Source organism: Humidesulfovibrio sp., assembly GCF_030689645.1.
Lineage (GTDB): Bacteria > Desulfobacterota > Desulfovibrionia > Desulfovibrionales > Desulfovibrionaceae > Humidesulfovibrio.
In genome coordinates this window covers 1-25,333 of sequence record NZ_JAUYFU010000034.1, presented here as the reverse complement: position 1 = coordinate 25,333, position 25,333 = coordinate 1, and the positions used below count along the sequence as shown (strand labels likewise).

The window sequence follows — 25,333 nt, the reverse complement described above, 5'->3', positions numbered from 1 at the left end:
GGCCATGGCAGAGCCCAAGCGGAACCTCTCGCCTGAAACACGCGGCCTGTTGGTGGCCGCCCTGGCTTTGGCCTGCTTCCTGCCCGCCCTGCTCTTGCTGCCTGCGCCCTTTGAGCGCCTTGAACTCGCCGCCTCGGACCTGCGCTTCCGCTTGGCCACCCGCCCCCTGCCCAGCCCAGACGTCGTGCTCCTGGACATCGACGACGCCTCCCTTCGACGCCTAGGCCCCTGGCCGCTGCCGCGCTCCATCCACGCCCGCGTGCTTAACGTGCTTACGGATTGCGGCGTGTCTGTTGTGGGTTTCGACATTGTGTTTCGGGGTTCCGCAGCACGCGCAGACGGCCAGACCGACGACGCGGACCTGGAAACGGCCATTGCCCGCAGTGGCCGCGTCGTGTTCCCAGTGGGCGTGGGCTTGGTGCACGAGTCCGATGTGGTCCGCCTTTCCCCCGAAACCGACGATCTGCCGCTCCTGGCATCGCTTCTGCCTGCCAGCGGCATGCACGTCCCAGACCTGCTCCAGGCCCAACGCACTGTGCTGCCTGCGGCCCTGTTTTCCAGCAACGCTCTGGGCCTGGGGCACATCGCCGCCACCCCGGACCTGGATGGCGCATACCGCCGCATGCCGCTGCTGGTGGGGTACCACGGACAGCCCCTGCCAGCCCTGGCCCTGACCCTGGCGCTACACCACCTGGACGCCAAGGCTGTAATCCGACAAGGAGGCGTGGACATCATCCGACAGGCTGGACGCAGCTTTGTCCCCACCGACTCCCGGAGCATGTTGTCCGTGAATCTCACCGCACCCTGGGGGCACGGTTTCTGGCACCTGTCCTACGCCGAGGTGCTGGACGCCGCCGCCGACCCGGCACGCCTGGCTTTTTTGCGGCAGGGTCTCAAAGGCAAGATCGTCCTGGTGGGCCTCACGGCTTCGGGCACAACAGACATCAAGGCCACGGCCCTTTCCCCGGCGGAGCCGCTGATTACCCTGCACTCCAACCTCACAAGCCAACTGCTCACCGGCGCCCACCTGCCTGTGGCACCAGCCTGGGCTTCAGCAGCCTTTGCCGCAGCGTTCCTGGCCTTGTCGGGGCTGCTGTTCCTGCGTCTGCCCATCCGCGCCTTTCTGCCATCGGGCCTGGGCCTCGTGGTCCTTTGCCCGGCATCGAACATCGGACTCTACCTGACCACGGGGCTGGCGCTCAACCTCACGGCCAGCAGCCTCGCCGTGGGGCTCTGCGTGCTTACGCTTCTGGCCCACGGCCTGGTTCGAGTCGCCCGCGACTCCGCCCGGCAGCGGCACATGCTGGAAACCTATTTTTCTCCCAGCATCGCCCGGCAGATACTTGAGTCCGGCTCGGACATCATGGCTGGCCGCAGCGTGGACGTCACGGTGCTCTTTGCGGACATTGCTGGTTTCACTGCCATGAGCGACCACATGGAACCCGCCGAGGTGCAGCGCTTCCTCGGCGAGTATCTTGAGGAGATGACGGCCTGCATCTTCCGCAATCAGGGCGCAGTGGACAAGTTCATGGGCCATGGGCTCATGGCTTTTTTCGGCTATCCGGAAGTCGAAGGCGTGGACTCCGTGGAGAACGCCCGGCGCTCTGCACTGTGCGGCGTGCGCGCAGCAGTGGAGATGCAGTCCGCCGTATCCCGGCTGAACCGCACATGGCAGGCGCAGGGGCGGCAGATGATCACTATACGCATCGGGCTGAACACCGGCCACGCCATTGTGGGCGACATGGGCTCGCGCACCCGAAAGGACTTCACCCTGCTGGGGCGCAACGTGAATCTGGCCCAGCGCCTGGAAGGGGCAGCCCCGCACGGCGGCGTGCTGCTGAGCGCGCGTACGGCAGCCCTGGTGCATGACCAGTTCCGGCTCACCAGCGCGGGCGCGCTCAAGCTCAAGGGGTTTGACAAGGAGGTGGAGGCCCTGACCGTGGACCTGCCGGAAGCGGTGAAGGGCTAGCGGCCTTGCTGAAAGGCCAGGGCTGCGCGCACGAAGCTTGGCGCCCAATGAGGCGCGCCAAGGGCGTGGATGTGCGTGTACGAGGCGAAGGTGCGGCCCATGAGCAAGCCGTCGCGCCCGGCCAGCATGCCATGGCCGCGCAGCATCTTAAGCGCCAGGGGGGGCATGTCCGCCGGACGGCTGGGCTCTGTGCAGGCCGAGTAGTGAAATTCATGGCCCGTGATGTGCGCTCCGAGCGGGTGGAAGGGATTCTCCGTCTCCACCAGCGCCTCCACATACCCAAGCCCCTGGGGCCGCGGGCACAACCGCGTGGACAAGGGGAACACCCCGGCCAGTTCGTGCAGGCCGCTTTCCAACTGCAACCCCTCGCAGAGATACATGAACCCGCCACATTCCGCATAAATAGGCAGGCCCGCCAAAGCCAGGGAGCGCACGCGCGCGCGCACGTCAATATTTGCCGCAAGCCCGGCGGCCTGGGTCTCTGGAAAGCCGCCGCCCAGATACAGGCCGTGCAGCTCAGGCCAGGGTTCACTTGAAAGCAGGCTGACCTTGCGCAAGGTGGCCCCGGCGCGCTCCAGCGCCTCCAAATTCTCAGGGTAGTAAAACCACAGGGCGGCATCGTGCACGTAACCGATGACCGGGCCTTCGGCCTTCGGATCAGCAAGCACCGACGCCGGCCAGGGCACTGGCCGGGCTGGCGCGGGCGCTTCGGCCCGGCGGGCCGCGTCAACCACCCGGTCAACATCCACCCAGCGCTCCACCACGTCGGCAATGGCGTTGAGCGCCGCATCGCGGCTCATGTGCTCCTGGTCGGAAACAAGGCCCATGTGGCGTTCCGGGATGGGATTGTCGAGCATCTTCGGCAGGCAGCCCAGCACAGGCACTCCGGCCAACTCCTCGATGCACTGCTTGAGGATGGCGCGGTGGCGCTCGCCTGCGGTGCGGTTCAGAATCACCCCGGCCAGATTGAGCCCCGGCTCGAAGGAGCGGCAACCGGCAACGATGGCCGCGGCGGTGCGCGTCATCTTCGTGGCGTCGAGCACCAGAATCACCGGGGCGTCGAGCTGGCGTGCAAGTTCCGCCGTGGAGCAGGTGCCCTCGCGGTCCTTGCCGTCGAACAGGCCGCGGTTGCCTTCAATGAGGGAAATATCCGCCTCGGCCGCCTTTTCCTGAAACAGCGCGGCGATGGTCTCACGCGGGAGCAGGAAGGGGTCGAGGTTGCAGGCCGTAGCGCGCGCGGCGTGCGTCAGCCAGGAGGCGTCGATGTAGTCCGGACCCTTTTTGAAAGGCCGCACGATGACGCCCCGGCGGGACAAGGCCCGGCACAGGCCGATGGAAACGAAGGTTTTGCCCGAGCCGCCGGAGAGGCCGGCCAGGATGATGCGGGGAAACGCTGTCATGGTGTTGCGCTTGGGCGGTTCTGGGTACGGCGTGCGGAACAAGAAAAGCCTTGCCCAGCACCTGGGCAAGGCCCTCTCGAACTAAGCGTGAGGCAAGAGGAGTCTAGTCCTCGCCGTCGGCATGCTTGCCGGCGCCGTGCAGGCCGTACATGGAGGTGCTGCCGCTGGACCAGAACACGAGGACTTCCTCGTTGATCATCTGGGTCAGAATCTTCTTGACGTCGCGGCCCTTTTCTTCGGGGAACAGGGCGGTGAAGTCGTTGAAGTAGAACTTGCTCTTATTCTTGGCCTTGGAGTTGATGAAGTCAACAATCGTTTTTTTGGCTTCTTCGTATACGAGCGCCATAGTGATGCCCCTTTTTGAGGTAAAGGGGCGCGGAGATTTTCCCCGCGCCCCGTGATGGTCTAATGCTTAGAACTTGAACTGGGTGGTCTGGCGCCAGGTGTAGTACGCCGGATCACGGAAGTCGTCGATAAGGTGAGCGGAGAACTCAAGCTCACACTTCTCGAAGAAACGCTCCCAGCCAATGCGGTTGGCCCAGTCGCCCAGACGCTCGTACTTGCGGGCGTCCTTGGCGTAGGCATCAAGGATCTGCTTGATGACCTTGGTCATGGTCGGCCAGCGGGGCGGCTCGTTGGGGATGAAGGGCACAACGACCTTGGAGAACTTGGGGGTCGTGATGCGGTTGCTGATCTTGCCGCCAACCATCAGGGCGATGCCGTCGCCTTCCTTGTCAGCAAGGGGCATGGCAGGGCACATGGTGTAGCAGTTGCCGCAGAACATGCAGCGCTCGTTCTTAACGGCAACGGTGTTGATCTGCTTGCCCTGGAACTCGATCTTGGTGGGGCGGATGGCGCCGGTAGGACAGGCGGCGACGGCCAGGGGCACTTCGCACACGTTGTCCAGATTCTCGTGGTCGAGGATCGGGGGCTTGCGGTGAATGCCCAGGATGGCGATGTCGGAGCAGTGCACCGCGCCGCACATGTTCAGGCAGCAAGCCATGGAGATGCGCACGGGGGCGGGCAGACGCATGTTGGTGAACTCTTCGAACACCACGTCCATGGTCGCCTTCACGGTGCCGGAGGCGTCCGTGGCGGGCGTGTGGCAGTGGACCCAGCCCTGGGTGTGCACGATGTTGGTGACGCCGGCGCCGGTGCCGCCAACGGGGAACTTGAAGGAACCACCAGCGAACTTGCGGGCGTTCAGGTTGTCCCTGAGGGCTTTGGCTTCCTCAAGGGTGGTGACCATGAACTCCACGTTGTTGCGGGTGGTGAAGCGCAGGTGACCGCCGCAGAACTCGTCGGCGATGTCGCAGATCTCGCGGATGTTGGTCACGGACATAAGGCGGGCGGCGCCGGCGCGGACGGTGAAGACCTTGTCGCCGGAGAGGCCCACGTGCATCAGGATGCCGGGCTCAAGAATCTCATGGTAGTCCCACGCGCCCTTGTTCTTGGCAAGAACCGGGGGCAGGAATTTGGAGAAGTGCTGGGGACCGATGTCCGTAATACGGTTCTCCATCGGTTTAGCGGGATTGTACCCAGAAGAAATGAAGGCCATTTTTTTAGTCCTCCTTCAGGTTAGCGCTGGTGCTTGGCGCGGTAATCCGCGATGGACTTATTCCAGCCGCCTTCCACTTCCTCTTCCTTCCAGAAGATGTAGGGATTGTGGCGGGGTTCCTTCACGTGGCGAGGATCCGGAGCGGTACCGGTGACCTCGAGCAGACGGGCAAAGCCAAGACGCTTCAGAGTCTCACCGATGCGCTCGCGGTTCTTGCCCTCTTCCATCCACCAATCCCAAACGGACTCGACGAATTCCTTGATCTCGGAGAAGTCGCCCTCAGCCTTGATGAAGGGAATGGTCAAGGAGCCCATCTGCGGGCCATCAAGGATCGGGGCCTTGGCGCCGACGAGGATGGACAGGCCGCGATCGTTGCCGATCTTCAGGGCGCGGGGCATGACGCAGATGCAGTGCATGCAGCGCACGCACTCTTTGTTGTTGATCTCAAGCTTGCCACCCTCGTAGCGGATGCACTGGCTCGGGCAACGATCAACGACTTCAGCCTGGATGTCGAACTTGCCCCAGTCGCGACCAGCGTAAGCGCCGGCGTTGGGAGCAATCTCGCCGCCCACGTAAGCGGCAACGGTCTTCTGGTCAACGCGGATCTCGTCGCGCCAGGTGCCGATGAAGCTCATGTCGGAGCGGGCGATGGAAGCGACGCAGCCCAGGGAGCAGCCGTCGAACTTGAACTTGAACTTGTACGGGAAGGCCGGGCGGTGCAGCTCGTCCTGGTACTCCTGGGTCAGCTGGTAGCAAAGCTCCTGGCTGTCGTAGCAGGCGTACTGGCAACGGCTCTCGCCGAGGCAGCAAGCCGGGGTGCGCAGGTTGGAGCCCGAGCCGCCCAGGTCGTTGTTCATCTTGTGGGTCAGCTCGAAGAAGATCTCCTCAAGCTGCGGGGTGGTGGTGCCAAGAAGCACGATGTCGCCGGTGGCGCCGTGCATGTTGGTCAGACCGGAGCCGCGCAGTTCCCAAAGGTCGCAAAGCTGACGCAGGAACTCGGTCTTGTAGAACATGCCGGAGGGCTGGGCAACGCGCACGGTGTGGAAGTGGGCCACGCCGGGGTACTTTTCGGGCTGGTCGCAGTAGCGGCCAATGACGCCGCCGCCGTAACCGAACACGCCCACGATGCCGCCGTGCTTCCAGTGAGTCTCGCCGTCCACGAAGGAAAGCTCGAGCAGGCCAAGCAGGTCGTCCGGGCACTCAGCGGGAATCTGATAGTCGATACCCTTGGGATTCGCGTATCTGTGCTCAATCTCCTGCTTAATGTCGGACACGAAGCTGGGCCACGGGCCGCTTTCCAGCTGGTCCAACAAGGGGGTTTTGTGTTTCGCCATTCCCTTAACCTCCGTTGTTTGAAGTAAAATGTTGCCACACACCTAAACTATCCGGCATGCGCCCGCTGGCGCGCGGGCCGTCGCCGGATGTCTTTCCTCCATCTGGCGAGGCGCTTGTGAATTGGCGAACACGGGCACGGCCCAGTCGTCCAATTCCAGCGCATGATTCCTCATCTGTTACGGAAATTCCACAGTCTCTGTCAACATAAATCCGGTTCAACAACACTACTCAGCCGATAACTGCATAGCACCGCGCGTGGTTGCGCATAGTTGCTTTCCGGCCCGCTCCGGGGTAAGCAGCCTTGCCCGGAACGCTGGCAAGCCGAATTCGGCCTGCGTGCTTGTTCTGACTATCCCAAACTCGACTTGCCAGGCAATCACTATCTTGAACACAACACCTTCGAGCGAATCCGCCTGCCGCCGCTGCGGCGCCTGCTGCCTGAAGGGCGGCCCTGCCCTGCACCGGGCCGATGCCTTGCTGTTCGACGGGCCCAATGCGCTGGACCTTTCCCTTGTGGTCACACTCCGCGCGGGCGAGCCCGCCTTCGATCAGGTGCGCGGCCAGGTGCTGCCCCTCGAGTCCGAGTTGCTCAAGCTGCGTGGCCGGGACGGCTCCTGGACCTGCGCCCTCTATGACGCCGAGGCCCGCGCTTGCGGCCTGTACCAGCGCCGCCCGGAGGAATGCCGCACCCTGTCCTGCCAGGACACCAGCGCCTTGGCCGCCATGTACGAACAGGACCGCCTGACCCGCCGCGACCTGCTGCCCAAAGGACACGCCGTGCTGGCGGTGCTGGCCGAGCACGAGGCGCTGGTTCCTGTGCCGCGCATCGCGCCCCTGGCCAAGTTGCTGCGCGCCGGCGGGCAAGAGGCCCTTGACGCTGAGTCCGAACTTTCGCAAATCGCCCGCGCCGACCGCGCATTCCGCAAAAGCCTGGAAGAGCGCGCAGGCATCGGCTCGGAATACCACGATTTCTTTTTTGGGCGCGGGGCCACAGCCCTGTTCTCCGCCGCAGGGCTGGCCCTGCGCGCGGACGCTCGCCTGGGCTGCCGCATTCAGCCCGATCCCCTCTGGCGGGACTAAGCAATCCGCAACACTCTGGAGATTATGATGAAAGACGAGCTTGGCGTTTTCTACTACCCCGCCCCCCAGCACCCGGAGGCCCGCATGTACGTGCGCCGCTATGCCGGACGCATTGAGTTCCGCATGTGGCACCGCGATGACGCAAACGTTTGGGAAAAGCACAACTGGCTGCCCTACGCCGTCATCGAGCAGGCTGCGGCCATGTTCAAGGCCACCGGCAAGGAGAGCGATCCCACCACACTGTACGACCTCGCCGTTGCTGAACGCCTGCTGGCCGACGAGTAGACGACGCGGGTAATGCGAAAAATCGTGCCGCTGATCCTGGCGGCCCTCATCACTCTGCCAGGGCTCTGGCTCAAGCTCTCCGGCGCGCATCTGGCCCCTCCCCCGGCGGCGCTCATCTCCGGTCTGGCCATCCTGGGCGCTTCGTTCCTGCTCCTGTGGGCCTGCGACGTGGCCCAGATGGACATTCCGCAGACCCTGGCCCTGGCCGTGGTGGCGCTCATCGCCGTGCTGCCGGAGTACGCCGTGGACATGTACTTCACCTGGCAGGCGGGCAAGCACCCGGAATCGGACTACGCCCACTACGCCATCGCCAACATGACGGGCGCCAATCGACTCCTCATCGGCGTGGCCTGGTCTGCCATCGCAGGCCTGCACTGGTTCAAGACCCGCCGCCGCGTGATCCTGGACGTGGAGCAGCGCACCGAGGTGCTGTTCCTGGGCCTGGCCACGGCTTACGCCTTCCTCATCCCAATCAAGGGCAGCCTGGCCTGGTACGACAGCATAGTGTTCCTGGCCCTGTACGCCTGGTACATCCGCCTGGCCAGTCAGCGCCCCTGCCAGGAGTGCGAGTTGGAAGGACCGGCGGAGCTCATCGGCGCGCTGCCCAAGACCCGACGCAGGCAAGCCACCGTGGCCCTGTTCCTCTTCGCCGCCGGGGTCATCCTCGCCAGCGCGGAGCTGTTCAGCGAAAACCTGGTGGCCTCTGGCAAGGTGTTCGGCATCAACGAATTCCTGCTGGTGCAGTGGCTCGCGCCCATCGCAAGCGAAGCCCCGGAGTTCATCGTGGCCATCATGTTCGTGCTGCGCGGCCAGGCGGCCACGGCCATGGGCAGCCTGCTTTCGAGCAAGCTGAACCAGTGGACCCTTCTCGTGGGCATGATTCCCCCCGTGTACGGCATCTCCAGCGGCACCTTTGAGCACCCGCTGCCACTGGGTCCGTTCCAGCTGCACGAGATCTTTCTCACCGCTGCGCAATCGCTCATGGCTGTGGCGCTGCTCGCCTCCCTGGCTCTTGGCCCCGGCGCGGCGCTGCTGCTCTTCGGCCTCTTCGCGGGCCAGCTTTTGAGCCCCTATGTGGTGGAGGGCCTGAACCTGCCCGAACTGCCCTGGGGCAACGGCACCGACGGTTTACACCAGCTCTTCAGCGCAGTGTATGTGGTCCTTTTCCTTGTCATAGCCTGGCTGAAGCGCCAGGAAATGTGGGAGCTGCGCCTCGGCGCCAGCGTGGAGCAGCGGATAGTCTAACCCCATCGTCCACGCAGCTCCAAAGCCCTGGCCTCCGCGCTCGGCCCCCTCGTCTCCATGCGCCGCCCGTTGCCAGCCAGGCCCGGTCCGTGCCATAGGTGATGCGTAGACAAATACGCTTTGCATAGGGGGGGGCTATGAGCAACCGGAGCATCCACGAGCGCATAGACTGGCTGTGGAATCTGGGTCGCGAGCACGCGCGGGAGTTCTGCACGCCAGAGGCCGCACTGGCCCGCAAGCACTATCTGGCCCAGCATCCGACCCACGTCATGGTGCTCAAGTGCATGGACGGCCGCATCCATCTGCCCTTCGTCACCGGCACGCCCCTCGGCATCATCGAGCCCCTGCGCAACCTGGGCGGCATGTTCCACCTTGGCTGGCCGCTCCTGGGCGAGGTGGTGGCGAACTCCGTGTCCGAAGCCGTGGCCGCCGGACGGCGCGTGCTGGTCATCATCACCTACCACTTCTCCAAGGGCGACCCACACCGCGGCTGCGCAGGCTTCGGCTACGACAAGGCCGCCAGCGTGCGCCACGTGCACGAGATACGCCGCCAGATGGAATACACCTTCGGCCAGGCGCACCAGACCGTTTACCCCGTGGTCTTCGGCTTTGAAACCGACGAAGACGCATTGATTCTGCACGGGCCCGAAGGCGTCCTCGACCTGACCCAGGCCGAGGATGCCGACGAGCAGCGGCTGGCCTACGAACTGCGCGCCCTGTATCCAGACATGCCCGCCCGGATCCTGGCGGACCTGCTGCCCCTGGTGCAGGGCAACATCCGGCACATCGCCCAGGTGCGCGCCTCGGGCCGGGAGCTCGCCACGGAGCACCGCGAGTGGGTCATCTGCGTGGGCCGGGGTTTCGACTTCCTGCACGTGCCCAACATGGCGCTCATCATCGGCCCCTACAGCCCGGATCTTTCCGGCCCCATAGCCAGGGCTGCGGGCATCATCCAGAGCAACATGGAAAGCGGGCGCATCCCGGATGACGGCTTCCTGCTCCTCGCCTCGGCCCCCTACCGCGAGGCGGGCATGGACCGCGCGCGCGCCGAGCTCAAGTCGCGCTTCCTTTCCGAATTCGCCGACGAGGTCATCCGGCGCGAATGGCCGGACCTGCACCCAAAGATGCTCCGAGAGGCCGCCGTGCTGGACTGGAACACGCGCACGCTCACGCTCCTGAACGACAGCGGCGCGGCTGCGGAGACCAGCTGACACCCTGCGCACGGCGGCGGCCAAGCCCCTTGCCAGCCCAGCCCCGACCATGCCATAGGCCGGGGCGCGAATTTTCCAAGCGCGGGAGGACCTCATGAGCAGCAAGCAGTCCCTGGCTGGCGTCGATGTGGACGACATTCTGGCCGCCATGGGTCAGGCCGACGGCTACCTGGACATAACCCCAGCGGACGCCCTGGCCCTGTACCGGCTGGCCCTGCGCCACGCCACCGAGCGCGTGCGCCTGAGCCTCACCGCGGGCCAGCTCATGACCCGCGAGGTGCGCAGCGTGGCCCCGGACGCCACCGCCGCCCAGGTGGCCCGGCTGCTGGCCGATGCGGGCATCTCCGGCGCTCCGGTGGTGGAGAACGGCGAGGTGGCGGGCGTGGTGAGCATCAAGGACTTCCTGCCCCGGCTCGGCCTGCCCAGGCAATCCACGCCCATGGCCCTGGTGGCCCTGCTGGTCACAGGCGACCAGTGCGGATCAAGCGACTTCACCGCCGTAACCGCGCGCGAACTCATGACCGCCCCGGCGTTGACCATCGCGCCCGCCACCCCGGTGGGCCAAGCGGCGAAAATCATGGACGAGCGCGGCATCAACCGCCTGCCCGTCACCGAGGCGGGGAGGCTGGTGGGCATCATCACGCGCGGCGACGTGGTGCGCGCATCCCAATCCCTCATAATTGCGGAGTAGTTTGATGGAATTTTTCGCGAAGATGCGCGGAGCAGGCAAAAGTCCGCCGCGCGTCCGACGCACGGAGATCGTCTCTTCCTTCCTGGGATCGCTGACGGGCATTGCGCTCCTGGGCTGGCTGCACGCCGCTGTGGCCGACCCTGTGGACCAGGTGCTCATCATCGGTTCCTTCGCGGCCTCAGCCGTGCTGCTCTTCGCCGCGCCCAAAAGCCCCCTGGCCCAGCCGCGCAACCTGCTGGGCGGGCATGTGCTCTCGGCCATCATCGGCGTCAGCTTCCGCCTGGCCCTGCCCGAGATGCCCTGGCTGGCCGCAGCCCTGGCCGTGGCCACGGCCATCGCGGTGATGCTTATGACCAAGACCCTGCACCCGCCCGGCGGCGCAACGGCATACATCGCCGTCACGGGCGGCCCCAAGATCGCCGCCCTGGGCTACCTCTACGTGCTGTGCCCGGCGCTCACGGGCGCGGCAATCCTTCTCTGCGTGGCCCTCGCTGCCAACGCCCTGACCACCGGCCGACGCTATCCCGAATACTGGTGGTAGCGCCCTGTCCAAGGCCAACTTCAGGGCAACACCACACAGCAACCACAATTTTCGCTTTCAGCCCAACCAGCGGCGTCCAGCCCCCGGAAAGCCCCTTGCCAGCGGCACCCGCACCGCTTAATGATGCTGTTTGCGACCCCCTAAGGGGGTGCTAAGGAGCGATTCATGACGACATTGTGGCACTGGGTCGGCTTCAACCTGCTGGTCCTGTTCCTGCTTGCCTTTGACCTTGGCGTTTTGCACAAGAACCACCGCGAGGTGGGCGTCAAAGAGTCACTTTGGCTGAGTCTCGGCTATTTCATTCTGGCCCTCGGCTTTTCCGGGGTAATCTTCCACTTCGAGGGCAGGCAAGCTGGCTTCGAATTTCTCACCGGCTATCTCATTGAAAAAAGTTTGAGCATCGACAACATCTTCGTTTTCGTGCTCATTTTCACCCACTTCCAGGTACCCAAAAAGGCGCAGCACACAGTGCTGTTCTGGGGCGTGCTCGGGGCGCTCGTCATGCGCGCGGTCCTCATCCTGGCGGGCGCGGCGGTGATCTCGGCCTTCCATTGGGTCATTTATGTGTTCGGCGCGTTCCTCATCCTCACGGGCATCAAGATGCTCATGACCATTAACGACGTGCCGGACCTCTCGGGCAACCGGGTGACGCAATTCATGCGCAAGCACTTCCGCGTCACCGAGGACTACGAGGGCGAGCGCTTCACAGTGATGAGAAAAGGCGCCCGCTACATCACCCCGCTGTTCATCGTGCTGGTGCTGGTGGAGCTTTCCGACGTGGTCTTCGCCCTGGACTCCATCCCAGCCATCTTCGCCATCACCAAGGATCCGTTCCTGGTGTACACCTCCAACGTCTTCGCCATTCTTGGCCTGCGGGCGCTGTTTTTCGCCCTGGCCGGCATCATCCACCGTTTCCACTACCTCAAGTACGGCCTGTCCATCGTGCTTGTGGTCATCGGCGCAAAGATGGTCATCAACGCCGCCTTCGGGTCGGTGATCCCCACGGAATGGGCGCTCTTGGCCACCGCTGCCATCATCGGCGGCTCCATGTGGCTTTCAATCTACCGCACCAAGGACCTGCCGCCTGCGGAAGCTGCGGATGACGCCCTGCGCGGCTGGGTGCCCCTGAGCCCCACCAAGGAGGATCCGCCGATAAGCGGAAAGCCGCCCAAGGACTAGTTTCCGGCGGGCACAACACAACCAAGGCCCCAGACGTCTCGCAACGTCTGGGGCCTTTTCTCGTGGCTCAAGGGGCCTAGCCCTGCCTCAACCTTATGCGTGGACGCCCTCGGCCTGCATCTCCTCGATGAGCCCCTTGAGGGCCTGGGCCTGGCTCGCCAGGGAGCCCACGGCGCGAGACGACTGGCGCATGGCCTCGGCGGTGTCCGCCGAGATGCGCTTGACCTCGTCGATGGCCGCGTTGATCTCCTCGCTGGAGGTGGACTGCTGCTCACTTGCGGCGGCGATGGCGCGTATCTGGTCCGTGGCCAGGTCCACCAGAGACACGATCTCGGCCAAAGCCTCGCTGGACTTGCTCGCCAGCCCGGTGGTGTGGTCAATGGTGGAGGCGGCGCGGTCCACCTTGTCTATGTTCACGCGGGTGCCTTGCTGAATGCCGTTGATGGCCTCACCCACCTCCTTGGTGGAGGCCATTGTTTTTTCGGCCAACTTGCGCACCTCGTCGGCCACCACGGCGAAACCGCGCCCGGCATCGCCCGCGCGCGCTGCTTCAATGGCAGCATTGAGCGCCAGCAGGTTGGTCTGGTCGGCAATGTCGTTGATGACGTTCATGACCTTGCCAATGGCCTCGGCCTGCTGGCCCAGGGCCGTCATTTCGCCTTTGAGCTCCAGGGACTGCCGCTGCACCTGCCCGATGCCCGTCATGACCTGGGCCACGATTGCCGCGCCGTCCTGGGCTTTTCTGCGGGCCCCGCCGGAGGTCTCCGCAGCCTGGGAGGCGTTCTTGGCCACATCAAGCACCGCATCGTTCATCTGGCTCATGGCCAGCCCGGTTTCGCCAACCCGGCGCGACTGGTGCTCCGTGCCGCGCGTGGACTGGTCCACCCGCGTGCTCAGTTCGTCAGAAGCCTGAGCCACAACGCGCACCACGTCCTGTAGCTTTCCCGCCGCCTGGAGCATGCCCTCGCGTCGCGCACGCTCGGCCTGGCCCCTGGCCTCGTCCGCCTCGGCCAGGGCCTTTCGGGCCTCGTCGCCCTCGCGCCGGGCCTCGGCTGTGGCCTGGGCCACGTGGAGCCGGAAGTCGCTCAGGCTCTGGGCTGTCTCGTTCAGCGCCGTGGCCAGGTCGCGCATGGAGGACATGCGGCCCGGCTCCAGACGCCGGGTGAGATTCTCCTGGCCCAATTCCTGAGCAAAGGCGATGCACTGGCGCATGCCCGAAAGGTCCTTGTTGGAGATGAAATAGCCCACGGCGTACATGGCCGCCACAGCGCCAGCCAGGATGATCCACATGAGCCGCTCGTGCTCCGCCAGGCGGTCCTGCATGCGGGCCATGCCGGTGTCGAAGCGGGCGTTCATGCTCTTTTCGAAATTGCCATAGTGCTCGCGGAAGGCCATGGCAAAGGGGGTGGCCCTGCGCTCATAGTCCTTATAGGCGTTGTGGCGCTCATCCTGGTGCATGGACTTGAGCCCGGCCACGATCTCAACGCCATCGCGGGTGAAAGGGATGGAGGCGTCGCGGGCCTTCTGGATGAGCTCCTTTTCGGCTTGGGAAAAATCAAGCTGCGCGAGCACTTGGAAGTTCTTCTCAATGCGCGCCACGGTCTGCTCAATCTGCTTCAGGTCCTTGTCGATGTCGCTTCCAAGCATGATGTTGCGGGTGAGCCTGCTGAAATAATTTATATCCTTGGCTATTTCCAGCGCGGCAAGGCGGCCCACCGTATCGACAGAGCGCATGCGCTTGTAGTCGCTCTCAAAGTCCTTGATGCCCAGCATGGACATGGTGAAGAGCAAGGCCAGAGCCAAGCCGCCCACAGAAAGCGTAAGAATGAATTTTCCGCGCAAGGATAGTGAATGCATGCCCCCTCCCAGAAGTGCGTTATAGAAATGGTGTACGCTGCGGCTGTGCCGCAGCCGGTTCCATGGTGTTTCGAAGAACTGGAGGGGAAAGCACAATCCGTTCCATATGCCCATCGCTGCAATCATCTTTAATTCAAGGATGCTGCAAAATAGTGTGCATCCGGAAACGCAAACTTCCGGATACAGGTGCCAACGCGCAAAGGCATGCGTATTCACAGAAACAGCAAAGCCCCCGGACGTATGGCGACGACCGGGGGCTTTGTGCATGCAGCGAAAAAACGGCTTAGACTTCGGGATGCTCCGCCCGGCGGCCCGCTTCCCAGGCGGCCAGAGGCAGGGCCAGCAGCAATGCGTCGCGGCCAATGTACCAGAGCATTGGCGCAGCCTCGCCAGGGGTGGAGGTGAAGCACCCGCAGCCGACATTGATGCCGCGGAAATAATTCACGATGAGCGCCACCCAGAACAGAGCGAGGAGGCTTGTAGCCAGAAACAGCGCGCCCTGGCGCCAAAAGCCCGTGAACAGGCACACGCCAAGGACCAGCTCGAACCACGGCAGCCAGATGGCCGTTAGGTTCACCAGCGCATCCGGCAGCAGGCGGTAGTCCTTCACGATGATGGCGAAGTCATGGGGGCGGATGATCTTGTCGGCGCTGGCGTAGATGAGCACGCAGGCCACGGCCATGCGCAGCAGCCAGGCCAAGGCCTCCCAGGGGACGTTTGACGCGGGGCCTACTTGTTGTCGCAGTCCCTGCATATACCCTCCTGTCCCTTTGGCTGGCTGGACATTGCAGCACCCTTGGAAACAGGCAGCTTCTCGGCCAGCCAGAGGCTCCAGCCGTTCTTGAGCACGTAGACGTTCTTCACGCCAGCGCCCCGCAGGTGCTGGGCCAGGGCGTGGCTCAAGGGGCAGCGCTCGCCGTCGCAATAGGTGATGACAGCTTCTTTGCCCATCAGCCGGGCCTTGATGTCCTGAAACTGCGCGGCGAATTCACGCGGGGGGAGGGAGATGGCGCCCTGGATGTGACCCTGCTCGAACTCGAACTGCGAGCGTGCGTCGAGAAACACGGCGCGGCCGGAAATGAACAACAGCGCAGCGTCCTTGATGGCGATCTCGCCGCCGGTCTTGTCGAGGGCGACCGCACTCTGCTGGGCGGCCTGGACGTAAGGCAGGCCGTCTGGCCGCAGGGCGTTGACGCCCACAGCCAGAGCTGCGGAAAGGGCGAGAATGCCCAGGGACTGGCCGATGATTTTAGGTATGAGGCGCATGGGGTCTCTCCGCTGGTTGATCCACCCCCCCGTGCAACGCAGGGGCCATTCCCGAACAGGGCGCACCCTATTCCAAGGACGGCGGGATTGCAATTTGAACGAGTCTTCTACCCCAAAAATGTCCAGGCAGCGCCCGCAGCAGCGCTCGCCAGCACCAGAATATGCACGCCGGTGTTGAAGCGCCACAGGGCCAGGCCCGAGACCAGGGCCACGGTCAGGGCGAAGGCGTCGAAGCCGCCGCCCCCTGCGGGGCCGGAAGGCCAAAAGGCCGCCGTGGCGAAGACCACGCCAAGCTTCAGAATGACCCCCACCACAGCGGCGGTGATGCCCGTCAAGGCCGAGCGCAGCCTGGGGTTGGCCGTGAGCGCCTCGATGTAGGGAGCGCCGCAGAAGACAAGGAAAAAGCTCGGCAAGAACATGCCATAGGTGGTGACAAGACCGCCCAGGACCCCGGCCAGGAGCGGGCTCAGGGTCCCAGGGTGGTTCCAGGCCGTGAGGAAGCCCACGAACTGGGTCACCATGATCAGCGGCCCGGGCGTGGTCTCGGCCAGGCCCAGGCCCAGCACCAACTGGTCCTGGGTCACCCAGGACAGGCGCAAGGCCATGTCCGACACATAGGACAGCACCGCATAGGCTCCGCCAAAGGTCACAAAGCTGGCGCGAGAATAAAACGCCAGAAGTTTCGGCACAATCGAGCCGGGTTCGGAGAGCAGGTACACCGGCATGGCCACGGCCAGCCAGAGGCCGGCGAAGACCAGGGCCACCCGGCCCACGTGCCGCCAGGGAGACCCTGCCGGACGCTGGGGAGCCTCTTCCTCGGCCTCGCACACGGCGCCTGGGCAAAAGAGCTCCGGCCGCACCGTGCCCAGCCACAGGCCCATGAGACCCGCCGCCACCACGATTCCCGGAAATTTGAGGTTCAGGACGTAGCCCATCAGGAAGCTGGCTGCAGCGAAGCCATAGAACACCGGGTGCTTGAGGGACTTCTTGGCGATGCGCCACAGGGCCTGGGCCACGATGGCCACCACGGCCCCGGCGATGCCCCGAAACATCCCGGCCACCAGCGGCACGCTGCCATGGGCCGCAGCCAGCCAAGACAGAAAGAGCATCAGCAGCACCGAAGGCAAGAGAAAAAACAGCCCGGCCACGGCACCGCCACGGTAGCCGTGCATGCGCCAGCCCAGATACACGGCCAGCTGGTGCGCCTCCGGTCCGGGCAAAAGCATGCAGAAGCCCAAAGCGCGCTGGAACAGCCGCTCCTCCACCCAGCCGCGCGCGGCCACCAGATCCTTGTGCATCATGGCGATCTGCCCAGCCGGGCCGCCGAAGTTGATGAAGCCCAGGCGCAGCCAGTAGCGGAAAAATTCATGAAACGATGGTGTTATGCTCATGGGACTCCTTGCGACACTTTAAGCGAACCTCGTCGCAACCTTCAACGCGGCTGCTCCAGCAGCTTCCAACTGTCGGAGTAGCGCGCCAGCGTGGCCTCGTCCTTGGCCAGGGAGGCGTTGGCCGCAAGGATCTCCGGGAATCGCTCGCGCGCCTCGGCCATGCCCGCTGCCAGCCCCGCAGCCAGGATGTCGGCCAGCTTGTCCGCGTAGGACACGATGCGCTCCTCCACGCGCGTGAAGGAGAAGTCGCGCCGGGGCAGGCCGTAGCCTTCCGCCTGCTCAAGGGGCACGCCGTGGCGAACGTGCTTCTCGATGCAGTCCAGCACCTCCTCCGGCAGGCCCAGCTCGCGGCCTAGCTCCGCTCCGGCCACGCCGTGCAGGTTGCCCATGTCGCGCACCTTGCCCAGGTCGTGCAACAGCGCCCCGCGCCGCACAAGGTCCAGGTCCGGCTGGGGCGACTGGTCCCGCGCCACGGCAAGGGCAATCTGCGCCACAAGCACCGCATGGGCCAGCCCCTTTTCAGGCACGCCCTGAGACAAGAGAAGCGCGGCATCAGGATCTGCGCGCAAAGCCTCACCCTCGCTCCAGGCCGCCAGGCCGCCCTCCACATACCGGGCCTTGACCCCGCGCCGGGCCAGCTGGTCCTGCACGTTTTTGCTCACCGAGCCTCCGCGCACGCAGTAGACCGCAACCTCGGCGCTGGCGGGTATGCCCCCGGCCCAGTCCTCCAAGAGCAGCGGATCGCGCCAGTCCGCGCCGGGAATGCCCTGGGGGCGCAGTTTCCTGTCATCAGCGCGGCGCACGTCGATTACCAGGGGAGGCGTGGCCGAGGCCAGCTCACGCCGCAGTTCGTCGGGTGTCAGGGTCGTGCTCATGGTCGTCTCCCTACGCGGAGGCCGCGTTGTTATCAGTGTTGTTGTCCAGATTCACCCCGGCCAGAAACACCGGGATTGCGGCCAGCAATACCACTGCAAGCATGGCGAAGGCCAGCCGGAAGTCGAACGCCGCCACCAGCAACCCGCCCAGGATGGGACCGCTTGCGTGGCCCACGTCGAAGATGGTGCCAAAGGTGCCCATGGCCGCGCCGAAGTTGCGCTTGCGGCACAGATCCGCCACCAGGGCGGCGGAGGACGAGGTCACCAGCGCCTCCCCCAGTCCAAAGACCAGGGCGGCGATGCTCAAGGTCCAGAAGGTCGTCAGCCAAGGCACGGCAGCCAGACCCAGGGCACAGCAGAAGAGTCCCCAGGCGATGGGCGCCTTGCGGCCCTGCACATCTCCCAACCGCCCCAGGAGCGGCTTGGAAAACATTGTGACCACTATCTGCACGGCCCAAAGCAGGCCCGCCTCAAGCTCGTTAAGGCCTGCGCGGGTCACGGCATAGATGGGCAAAAAGGCCTCCAGCGCGCCCATGCCCATGTTCTGCACGCCCTCCATGGCCGAGGTCAACAGCACCCGGCGGTCGGCCACCACCTCGCCAATGCCCTGGCGAAACTTCGCCAGCCGCTCCGAGAGGCTCAGGCCGGTGTTCGCGTGAGCCTCCGGCCCGCGCAGGAGCCACAGGCCCAGCAACAGCGCGGACATGCCCGCCGCAGCGCTCACAAGAAACACCAGCCGGAAGTCGGTAATGCCCGGCGCGGGCGCTCCGGCTGCATGATGCAGCATCCACCCGCCCAAAGGCGCGCCCAAAAGCGTGCCCACTATCATCACGGATGAGAACCAGGACAGCATCTCGCCCCGGCGCTCGCCAGCCATTTCAGCCACCACGGCCATAGCCACCGGCCCGTAGATGGCCGTGGCTAGGCCATGGATAAACCGCACGACGACAAGCGCCTGGTAGTTTTCGATGAACAGGTAAGCAAAGGGCATCAGGCCGAACACGAAAAGCCCGGCCAGCATGGTGCGCTTGCGACCAATAACGTCGGAGAGGGCTCCTGCGGGCATCTTGAAAAAGATGCCGGTGACGGTGGAGATGCCCACGGCCAGCCCCACGGCCTCCGGCCCTGCGCCCAGAAACAGGGCGAAGAGCGGCAACACCGGGTTGCGCGCCAGGGCGTAGGAGAACCGGGCCAAAAAACCCACGGCGTTCAAGCCGGCCAGAGCTGGCAAAGCCTGCATGATGTCCTCCTGAAAACCGGACTAGTGCCCTGGCGCCGGTGCGGCCTTGCGGTCAAAGAACGGGCTCTTGCCATACACGCCAAGGGGAATGCCCATGGCCACCTCGGCGTTGATGAACCCCAGGGCCCGGGCCGCCGCGCCCACGCGCTGCTGCACGCGGCAATCGACGGAAAGCAAGCTGGCGGCCTTGGCGGCGGAGGAAAGCGCCACGCCGATGTCCATCATGCGCATGGCGCAGTGCGGGCCGGTGTAGCCCAGGTGCTTTTCATCATGCTTGCGCCCGGCCAGGAACTCCTTGCAGGTGGCGAAGCCGCAGGCACCGCAGTCGTACCCGGCGGCCACGGTCTTGGCCAAGCCCACAAGCACCACCGCGTGGGCGATCTCAATGTTGTCCGCATCGCGCCGCCAGAAGGCCTCATTGGTGCTGTCCGGCGCGTGGCTGCGCATGCGTTCGGCAATGGCCCGCAGGTCTTCGGGCTCGGTGACGACAACGATTTCCAGAAAGTCCTTGCCGCCCGCCTTGGGCGCGGTGCGCGCTGCCGCTGCCATGAGTCCGGCCACGTGAATGCTTACGTCCTTCATGTCATGCTCCTGTGTCGTATGTCGCGGCCAGCGCGTCGAAGAGCAGCGTGGCCCGTTCGAGCAGTTCCGCGTCGTTGGTGGAAATTGTGACCAGTCCATCGAGAACGTCCTTCACGGCCCTGGCCTCCGCAGGCATGCCAGACACCCGGTCCTCCCCGGCCTCCTCGGCGTCGCCCGCAAGGTCGATGGCCTTGACCACGGCCATAAGACGCCGCACGGCGGCATCGCGGATGCCAAAGTCATTTGCCAGCACCTCGAAGGTCACAAGCTCGCCCCGGTGGGTGAAGTCAGCGCCCGGCATGTCGAAGCTTACAAAGTCAGCTCCGCGCGGCACGGCCTCGTCCGGGGACAGGAAACGTATCCGCGCTCCCGCGTCGATGCGACGGCGCACCAGCCAGAACGAGGCCAGGCGGTCAACATAGGGGCGCTCCCGCGTGACCCAGGTGCGGCAGGCGAAATCCGGCAGACTGCACACGGCGGGCTGCGCCTCGGTCTGGCCCTCCAGCATGGAGGACAGGAAATTCAGGGCCTGGGAGGCCACCTCCGCGCGGCCAGAGGGAAAGAAATCAACCGCGCGAATGGACGCGAGCCTGCGCTGGGCCTTGCGCAGGAAGGCGCGCGTTTCGCGCCGCAAGATTTCATCCTCCGGCCCAGCCGCAAGAGAAGCCGAAATGTCCGAAGCCTCCTGCTCCAGGGCGGCGTAGTCGGCATCGCGGGCGCGTCGGAACAGGCTCTGGGCCTCGGCATCCGTCACATTGCCCAGGCCGGAGCATTCCAGCACCACAGCCTCGCCGCCCTCGGCCTCTACCTCCTGCACCAGCCAGAAGAACTGCTCACGGCACTCTTCGCGCTCCGGCAGCAGCCATAAGGAGTTCTTAAGCTGCATGGCCCCAAGGCCGGAGAGCCTGCGCCAGACCTTGACCCGCAAAGCCTGCTGGCGAGCCGTCAACGATGCGGAGAAAACAAGCCACGTGTTATTCATGAAACATAAAATAGTAGCAGATGCAACACGTGTCAAGAGTCTTACGCATGCCTTCACAAACGTGCAGAGTGATGCACTTCGCCAAATATTTTTATAACCAAATGGCGAGTATGGCCGCAATTTCTCCTGGCACGAATATGGCAAACAACTGTTTGACAGGAACAAAGTGCAGAAGCACTTCCATATCCTTGGGGATAAAATATTCACAGCCCCTGCGCTACGGCCCGGGAATACCCGGTGGGCGGAGCGGCCAGGCAGGAGAAGCGCTTGAACCTCAAGACCGTATTCACTGGAAAAGTGCGCTTGGCTTTTGCAGCCGCCGTGCTGCTTCTTGCCGTTGGCGGGGGCTGGTATTTCCTGCGCGGGTCCAAGGTCGAAACCACCTATCGCACGGGCAAGGCGGAGCGTGGCGAAATAACCGCCACGGTAACCTCCTCCGGCACCATCAACCCCGTGGTCACGGTTACCGTTGGCACGCCGGTTTCCGGCATCATCAAGGCGCTCTTCGCCGACTACAACTCCCAGGTCAAAAAGGGCCAGGTGATTGCCCAGATAGACCCGTCCAGCTACCGCGCGCTGGTGGAACAGAGCCGCGGCAACCACCTGAACGCCCAGGCAAACCTGGACAAGGCCAAGGTGGCATTGGTGGACGCGGAACGCACCATGAACCGATACAAGAACCTGGTGAAGGACGGCTCGGTGGCCGTGAGCGACTACGACACCTACGCCACGGCGGCGGCCTCGGCCCGCGCGGCGGTAAGCGCAGCCGAGGGCAGCGTGGCCCAGTCCAAGGGCGCCTTTGACCTGGCCAAGACCAACCTCGACTACACCACCATTATTTCCCCCGTGGACGGCATCGTCATCTCCCGCGTGGTCGAGGTGGGCCAGACCGTCACCGCGAGCATGTCCACTCCCACCCTGTTCACCATCGCCCAGGATCTGACCAAGATGCAGATATACGCCACAGTGGACGAGTCGGACATCGGCAAAATCAACGAGGGCGGCAACGCCACCTTCAGCGTGGACGCCTACCCCGAGACGCGTTTTTCCGGCGTGGTGACGCAGGTGCGCAACGCGGCCACAACCGTTTCCAACGTGGTGACCTACACCGTGGTCGTCGGCGTGGACAACTCCGACCTGAAGCTCAAGCCCGGCATGACGGCCAACGTAACCTTCATCGCGGCCACCCATGCGGGCGCGCTCAAGATCCCCACCGCAGCCCTGCGCTACCGCCCCAAGCCTGCCAATGGCCAGAAGCCGGACTCGGCCAAGCTGGGCCCCGGCCAGAAGCGCGTGTACGCGCTGAAAAACGGCATGCCAGAGCCCGTGGTCATCACCGTGGGCATCGGCAACGACAGGGAAACGGAAGTCCTCAGCGGCGACCTGGCCGAAGGCGCGGACCTCGTGCTAGAGGTTCTGACCAGCGCCAAGTCCAAGGCCGCGGCCAACCCCATGGGCGCTTCCGGCAGCCCAGGCATGGGGCCTCCTCGTTAAGCCATGAAGATGGGCAGCGCCATGAAGGAAGTCGTCCGCATCGAGGGCATCACCAAGGTCTACCAGATGGGCGAGGAGACTGTGCATGCCCTGCGCGGCGTGTCGCTCACCGTCAACCAGGGCGAGTTCGTGGCCATCATGGGCTCCAGCGGCTCGGGCAAGTCCACCTGCATGCACATCCTGGGCTGCCTGGACCGCCCCAGCTCCGGCCGGTACGCGCTGGACGGGGTGTCTGTGGAAAACATGTCCAAGAATGAGCTGGCCGAGATCCGCAACAAGAAGCTGGGCTTCGTGTTCCAGGGTTTCAATCTTCTTTCCCGCACCACCGCAGCGGAGAATGTGGAGCTGCCGCTGGTCTACGGCGGCATGAATGCTGCCACGCGGCGCGCACGCGCCCTGGAGGCCTTGCACATGGTGGGGCTGGCCGAACGCGCCGGGCACCTTTCGAACCAGCTTTCCGGTGGCCAGCAGCAGCGCGTGGCTATTGCCCGCGCCCTAGCGGGCGATCCGGCCCTCATCCTGGCCGACGAGCCCACGGGCAACCTCGACTCGCGCATGAGCGAGGAAATCATGGACATTTTCAAGCGCCTGAACGAGCAGGGCAAGACCATCATCATGGTCACCCACGAGCCGGACATCGCCGCCCACGCGGGCCGACGCGTCACCTTCAAGGACGGCGTCATCATCGACGACACAGGCCCGGCGCAAACAGCCGCAAAACCGGGAGCCTAGCGTGGACATCCTGCTGCCCGTCAAGATCGCGGCGCGCGCCCTGCGCGTGAACCTCATGCGCTCATTCCTCACCATGCTGGGCATCATGATCGGCATCGGCGCGGTCATCGTCATGGTGGCCGTGGGATCCGGCGCAACCAAGCAGATAGCCGACCAGATCGCCACCATGGGCTCGAACCTCATCCTCATCCTGCCGGGCAGCACCACAAGCGGCGGCATCCGCGCAGGCGGCGGCTCGGCCCCCACCCTCACCTTCGAAGACGTGAAGGCCATCCAGTCGGAATGCCCCGCCGTGGCCCTGGCAGCCCCGGAACTGCGCGGCACGGCCCAGATGGTGGCCGGAAACATGAACTGGTCCAGCCTGGTGACAGGCACCACGCCCGCGCTTTTGAGCATCCGCGACTGGAGGCTAGCCGCCGGGCGCGAGATGACCTCAAGCGACGTGGATACGGCTCAGAAGGTCTGCATCATGGGCAAGACCGTGGCCGAGAACCTCTTTGGCGACGACGACCCCATCGGCAAGCAGGTGCGCATCAAGGGCGTGCCCTTCCTGATCATCGGCCTGCTGGAGCGTAAAGGACGCAGCGCGCAGGGCACGGACCAGGACGACGTGGTCTACGTGCCCATCACCACGGCGCAGCGCAAGATCCTGGGCAACGCCTTCCCCGGCATGGTGGGACCGGTTCTTGTGCAGGCCGCAAGCCAGGAGCAGCTGGCCCAGGCCGAGAGCGAGATCACCTCGCTTCTGGACCAGCGCCACCACATGAGCGCCACCAAGGAGCGCGACTACACCGTGCGCAACCTTTCGGAAATCCTGGCCGTGTCGCAGCAATCGGCCAAAACAATGTCCCTTCTGCTGGGCGCAGTGGCCTCCATCTCGCTCATCGTGGGCGGCATCGGCATCATGAACATCATGCTGGTGAGCGTGACGGAACGCACGCGGGAGATCGGCATCCGCATGGCCATCGGCGCCAAGGAGCGCGACATTTTGCTGCAATTCCTGGCCGAGGCAGTGCTCTTGACCATGCTCGGCGGGTTCATCGGCATCACGCTGGGAGTGGGCGGGGCCTTCGCCATTTCCGGGTTCTTCGGCTGGCCAACGCTCATTTCCGGCGAGGCCATCCTGCTGGCCGTGGCGTTCTCCAGCGGCATCGGCATCTTCTTCGGGTTCTATCCCGCGCGCAAGGCAGCCGGTCTGAACCCAATCGACGCCCTGCGCTACGAATAGGAACACAAAATCCGGGGGCGCTGCCCCCGACCCCCGGTCAAAGGGAGAATGTGTCACCCCCTGAACACTCCAAGTAACGATGACGGGGCGAAGAGTTGCACACTCCTCGCCCCGTTTTCTTTCTCTCCAGCCCCACGCGTCCGCCCTATTCACCGGGTCATCGACACAATACCCATACCAGTCGCTGTCGCCGCCCTTTGCGCCAAGCGGATCAAGATTAGTGAAGCGGCCATTAGTGTTTCGAAAACCGCGCCACCATGGCCGATGTCAAGCTAGTCCTCTCGCCCCAATCGCGCCCTGACTGCCCTATAGGCTGAGGCAATGAACCACACCACGCCACCGATGAAAGACCTTTGGCAGCGGCATACACGACGATGATAAACGCCAAGCCAATAGCCGCCTCGGGCAATAAGCGGATTGTCATCAGCATATATGCCACTCCACCGATCCCATAGAGCACGCCCAAGCAGGCCCAGGCCTTCACGCATCGGAGTAGCTCTCCGCGCTCGTCAGTCCGAGGCAGAAGGCGGTGAATCAGTGTCCGGAGCCTTTCGCTGGCCACCATACTCATCCTCACAACGTTCTTTATTGCCACCGTATACCTGTTTGCAGAACCAGTCCCCCGCCTCGCCGACACCCCAGCCCCGCAACGGCCATTTCTCGCCAACAATATTACCTGCAAGCTCTGCTGCCTGCTTGCACTGTCTATTCCACCACCTCGTGCTGCTCATGCAGTCCTCATAGCTGCCGTCGCGTTGCCCTTCCGATGTACTTTCCAACCCCCACGCGTCCGCCCGATTCACCGGATCATCGACGCAATAGCCATACCAGTCGCTATCGCCACCCTTCGCGCCCAGCGGATCAAGGGCCGTGAAGCGGCCAGTGTCGGCGTCGTAGTCGCGCCAGACGAAGCGCGTCAGGCCGGTGTCGGCGTCAAAGAGCCCGCCCGCGAAGCCGAGCGGCAGGCGCACCACATCTCCGGCCACCGCTAACAGGTTGCCGAAGCTGTCGTATTGCATTGCCTGTACAACACCGCCGTCGGGGTTTGCAAGGGCCAGCGGCGTAGCTGTAGAGCCGCTCGCCGCGAAAGCGCTGGGGGCGCTGCCCCCAGGCCCCCGCCAGAGGGCGCACGGCCCTCTGGACTCCCTGTGGCGAGGGGTTCCGGCTCCGGCGCTTCACGCCGGAGCCGGAA

The 25,333-nt window shown here is 64.5% G+C and carries 24 protein-coding genes; 11 read left to right on the top strand and 13 right to left on the bottom strand.

Annotation, left to right across the window (positions count from 1 at the left end):
* The first annotated feature begins 4 nt into the window (after positions 1-4).
* Positions 5-1,969 carry a CHASE2 domain-containing protein gene (locus Q8O35_RS05385; RefSeq protein WP_305571425.1) on the top strand — a complete coding sequence of 655 codons (1,965 nt, stop codon included), beginning with the start codon at positions 5-7 and terminating at the stop codon, positions 1,967-1,969.
* Here Q8O35_RS05385 and Q8O35_RS05380 read toward each other — a convergent pair.
* The 4 genes from Q8O35_RS05380 to dsrA form a co-directional block, all read right to left on the bottom strand.
* A complete protein-coding gene (locus Q8O35_RS05380; protein ID WP_305571478.1) occupies positions 1,966-3,369 on the bottom strand; it encodes a cobyrinate a,c-diamide synthase in 1,404 nt (467 codons plus the stop codon). The genes Q8O35_RS05385 and Q8O35_RS05380 overlap by 4 nt on opposite strands.
* Positions 3,370-3,472: 103 nt before the next feature.
* Entirely contained in the window at positions 3,473-3,715 is a 243-nt protein-coding gene (locus Q8O35_RS05375) for a dissimilatory sulfite reductase D family protein (protein WP_305571423.1), read from the bottom strand.
* Between the two features lie 66 nt (positions 3,716-3,781).
* Complete coding sequence (gene dsrB, locus Q8O35_RS05370; RefSeq protein ID WP_305571421.1) at positions 3,782-4,927, bottom strand: dissimilatory-type sulfite reductase subunit beta; 1,146 nt, start codon at positions 4,925-4,927, stop codon at positions 3,782-3,784.
* A gap of 20 nt (positions 4,928-4,947) precedes the next feature.
* Complete coding sequence (dsrA, locus tag Q8O35_RS05365; RefSeq protein WP_305571419.1) at positions 4,948-6,261, bottom strand: dissimilatory-type sulfite reductase subunit alpha; 1,314 nt, start codon at positions 6,259-6,261, stop codon at positions 4,948-4,950.
* A 385-nt stretch (positions 6,262-6,646) separates the two neighbouring features.
* Here dsrA and Q8O35_RS05360 point away from each other — a divergent pair, with 385 nt between their 5' ends.
* The 7 genes from Q8O35_RS05360 to Q8O35_RS05330 all read left to right on the top strand — a co-directional run bounded on the left by Q8O35_RS05360 (position 6,647) and on the right by Q8O35_RS05330 (position 12,494).
* Positions 6,647-7,342 carry a YkgJ family cysteine cluster protein gene (locus tag Q8O35_RS05360; RefSeq protein WP_305571417.1) on the top strand — a complete coding sequence of 232 codons (696 nt, stop codon included), beginning with the start codon at positions 6,647-6,649 and terminating at the stop codon, positions 7,340-7,342.
* 27 nt (positions 7,343-7,369) lie between these two features.
* A complete protein-coding gene (locus Q8O35_RS05355) occupies positions 7,370-7,627 on the top strand; it encodes a hypothetical protein (RefSeq protein ID WP_305571415.1) in 258 nt (85 codons plus the stop codon).
* 12 nt (positions 7,628-7,639) lie between these two features.
* A complete protein-coding gene (locus Q8O35_RS05350; protein WP_305571413.1) occupies positions 7,640-8,872 on the top strand; it encodes a sodium:calcium antiporter in 1,233 nt (410 codons plus the stop codon).
* Positions 8,873-9,009: 137 nt separating this feature from the next.
* Entirely contained in the window at positions 9,010-10,083 is a 1,074-nt protein-coding gene (locus Q8O35_RS05345) for a carboxysome shell carbonic anhydrase domain-containg protein (RefSeq protein ID WP_305571411.1), read from the top strand.
* A gap of 94 nt (positions 10,084-10,177) precedes the next feature.
* Complete coding sequence (locus Q8O35_RS05340) at positions 10,178-10,774, top strand: CBS domain-containing protein (protein WP_305571409.1); 597 nt, start codon at positions 10,178-10,180, stop codon at positions 10,772-10,774.
* A gap of 4 nt (positions 10,775-10,778) precedes the next feature.
* The gene (locus tag Q8O35_RS05335) at positions 10,779-11,315 is read left to right on the top strand and encodes an HPP family protein (RefSeq protein ID WP_305571407.1); all 537 of its coding nucleotides are present in this window, start codon (positions 10,779-10,781) and stop codon (positions 11,313-11,315) included.
* A 165-nt stretch (positions 11,316-11,480) separates the two neighbouring features.
* The gene (locus tag Q8O35_RS05330) at positions 11,481-12,494 is read left to right on the top strand and encodes a TerC family protein (protein ID WP_305571405.1); all 1,014 of its coding nucleotides are present in this window, start codon (positions 11,481-11,483) and stop codon (positions 12,492-12,494) included.
* Between the two features lie 93 nt (positions 12,495-12,587).
* Here the strand turns inward: Q8O35_RS05330 and Q8O35_RS05325 are convergent, their stop codons facing one another.
* The 8 genes from Q8O35_RS05325 to Q8O35_RS05290 form a co-directional block, all read right to left on the bottom strand.
* The gene (locus Q8O35_RS05325; protein ID WP_305571403.1) at positions 12,588-14,351 is read right to left on the bottom strand and encodes a methyl-accepting chemotaxis protein; all 1,764 of its coding nucleotides are present in this window, start codon (positions 14,349-14,351) and stop codon (positions 12,588-12,590) included.
* A gap of 283 nt (positions 14,352-14,634) precedes the next feature.
* On the bottom strand, positions 14,635-15,105 hold the full coding sequence (locus tag Q8O35_RS05320; RefSeq protein ID WP_305571401.1) for a MauE/DoxX family redox-associated membrane protein: 471 nt from the start codon (positions 15,103-15,105) through the stop codon (positions 14,635-14,637).
* Positions 15,081-15,617, bottom strand: a complete 537-nt coding sequence (locus Q8O35_RS05315; protein WP_305571399.1) for a rhodanese-like domain-containing protein — start codon at positions 15,615-15,617, stop codon at positions 15,081-15,083. The genes Q8O35_RS05320 and Q8O35_RS05315 overlap by 25 nt, the downstream gene beginning before the upstream one ends.
* A 107-nt stretch (positions 15,618-15,724) precedes the next feature.
* A complete protein-coding gene (gene chrA, locus Q8O35_RS05310) occupies positions 15,725-17,008 on the bottom strand; it encodes a chromate efflux transporter (protein WP_305571397.1) in 1,284 nt (427 codons plus the stop codon).
* A 41-nt stretch (positions 17,009-17,049) separates the two neighbouring features.
* Entirely contained in the window at positions 17,050-17,883 is an 834-nt protein-coding gene (locus Q8O35_RS05305; protein WP_305571395.1) for an HDIG domain-containing metalloprotein, read from the bottom strand.
* A 10-nt stretch (positions 17,884-17,893) separates the two neighbouring features.
* Positions 17,894-19,123 (bottom strand): MFS transporter, encoded by a 1,230-nt coding sequence (locus Q8O35_RS05300; protein ID WP_305571393.1) that lies wholly within the window; start codon positions 19,121-19,123, stop codon positions 17,894-17,896.
* 21 nt (positions 19,124-19,144) lie between these two features.
* The gene (locus tag Q8O35_RS05295; RefSeq protein WP_305571391.1) at positions 19,145-19,705 is read right to left on the bottom strand and encodes a DUF2148 domain-containing protein; all 561 of its coding nucleotides are present in this window, start codon (positions 19,703-19,705) and stop codon (positions 19,145-19,147) included.
* Between the two features lies 1 nt (position 19,706).
* On the bottom strand, positions 19,707-20,687 hold the full coding sequence (locus Q8O35_RS05290; RefSeq protein WP_305571389.1) for a chromate resistance protein ChrB domain-containing protein: 981 nt from the start codon (positions 20,685-20,687) through the stop codon (positions 19,707-19,709).
* Positions 20,688-20,954: 267 nt separating this feature from the next.
* On the opposite strand from Q8O35_RS05290, the gene Q8O35_RS05285 reads away from it, so the two are divergent.
* The 3 genes from Q8O35_RS05285 to Q8O35_RS05275 are packed head-to-tail and all read left to right on the top strand — an operon-like array spanning position 20,955 to position 24,141.
* Positions 20,955-22,181 (top strand): efflux RND transporter periplasmic adaptor subunit, encoded by a 1,227-nt coding sequence (locus Q8O35_RS05285; RefSeq protein ID WP_305571387.1) that lies wholly within the window; start codon positions 20,955-20,957, stop codon positions 22,179-22,181.
* Between the two features lie 3 nt (positions 22,182-22,184).
* A complete protein-coding gene (locus tag Q8O35_RS05280) occupies positions 22,185-22,913 on the top strand; it encodes an ABC transporter ATP-binding protein (protein ID WP_305571385.1) in 729 nt (242 codons plus the stop codon).
* Between the two features lies 1 nt (position 22,914).
* Complete coding sequence (locus tag Q8O35_RS05275; RefSeq protein WP_305571383.1) at positions 22,915-24,141, top strand: ABC transporter permease; 1,227 nt, start codon at positions 22,915-22,917, stop codon at positions 24,139-24,141.
* 509 nt (positions 24,142-24,650) lie between these two features.
* Here Q8O35_RS05275 and Q8O35_RS05270 read toward each other — a convergent pair.
* Entirely contained in the window at positions 24,651-25,160 is a 510-nt protein-coding gene (locus Q8O35_RS05270) for an RHS repeat-associated core domain-containing protein (protein WP_305571381.1), read from the bottom strand.
* Positions 25,161-25,333: the final 173 nt, after the last annotated feature.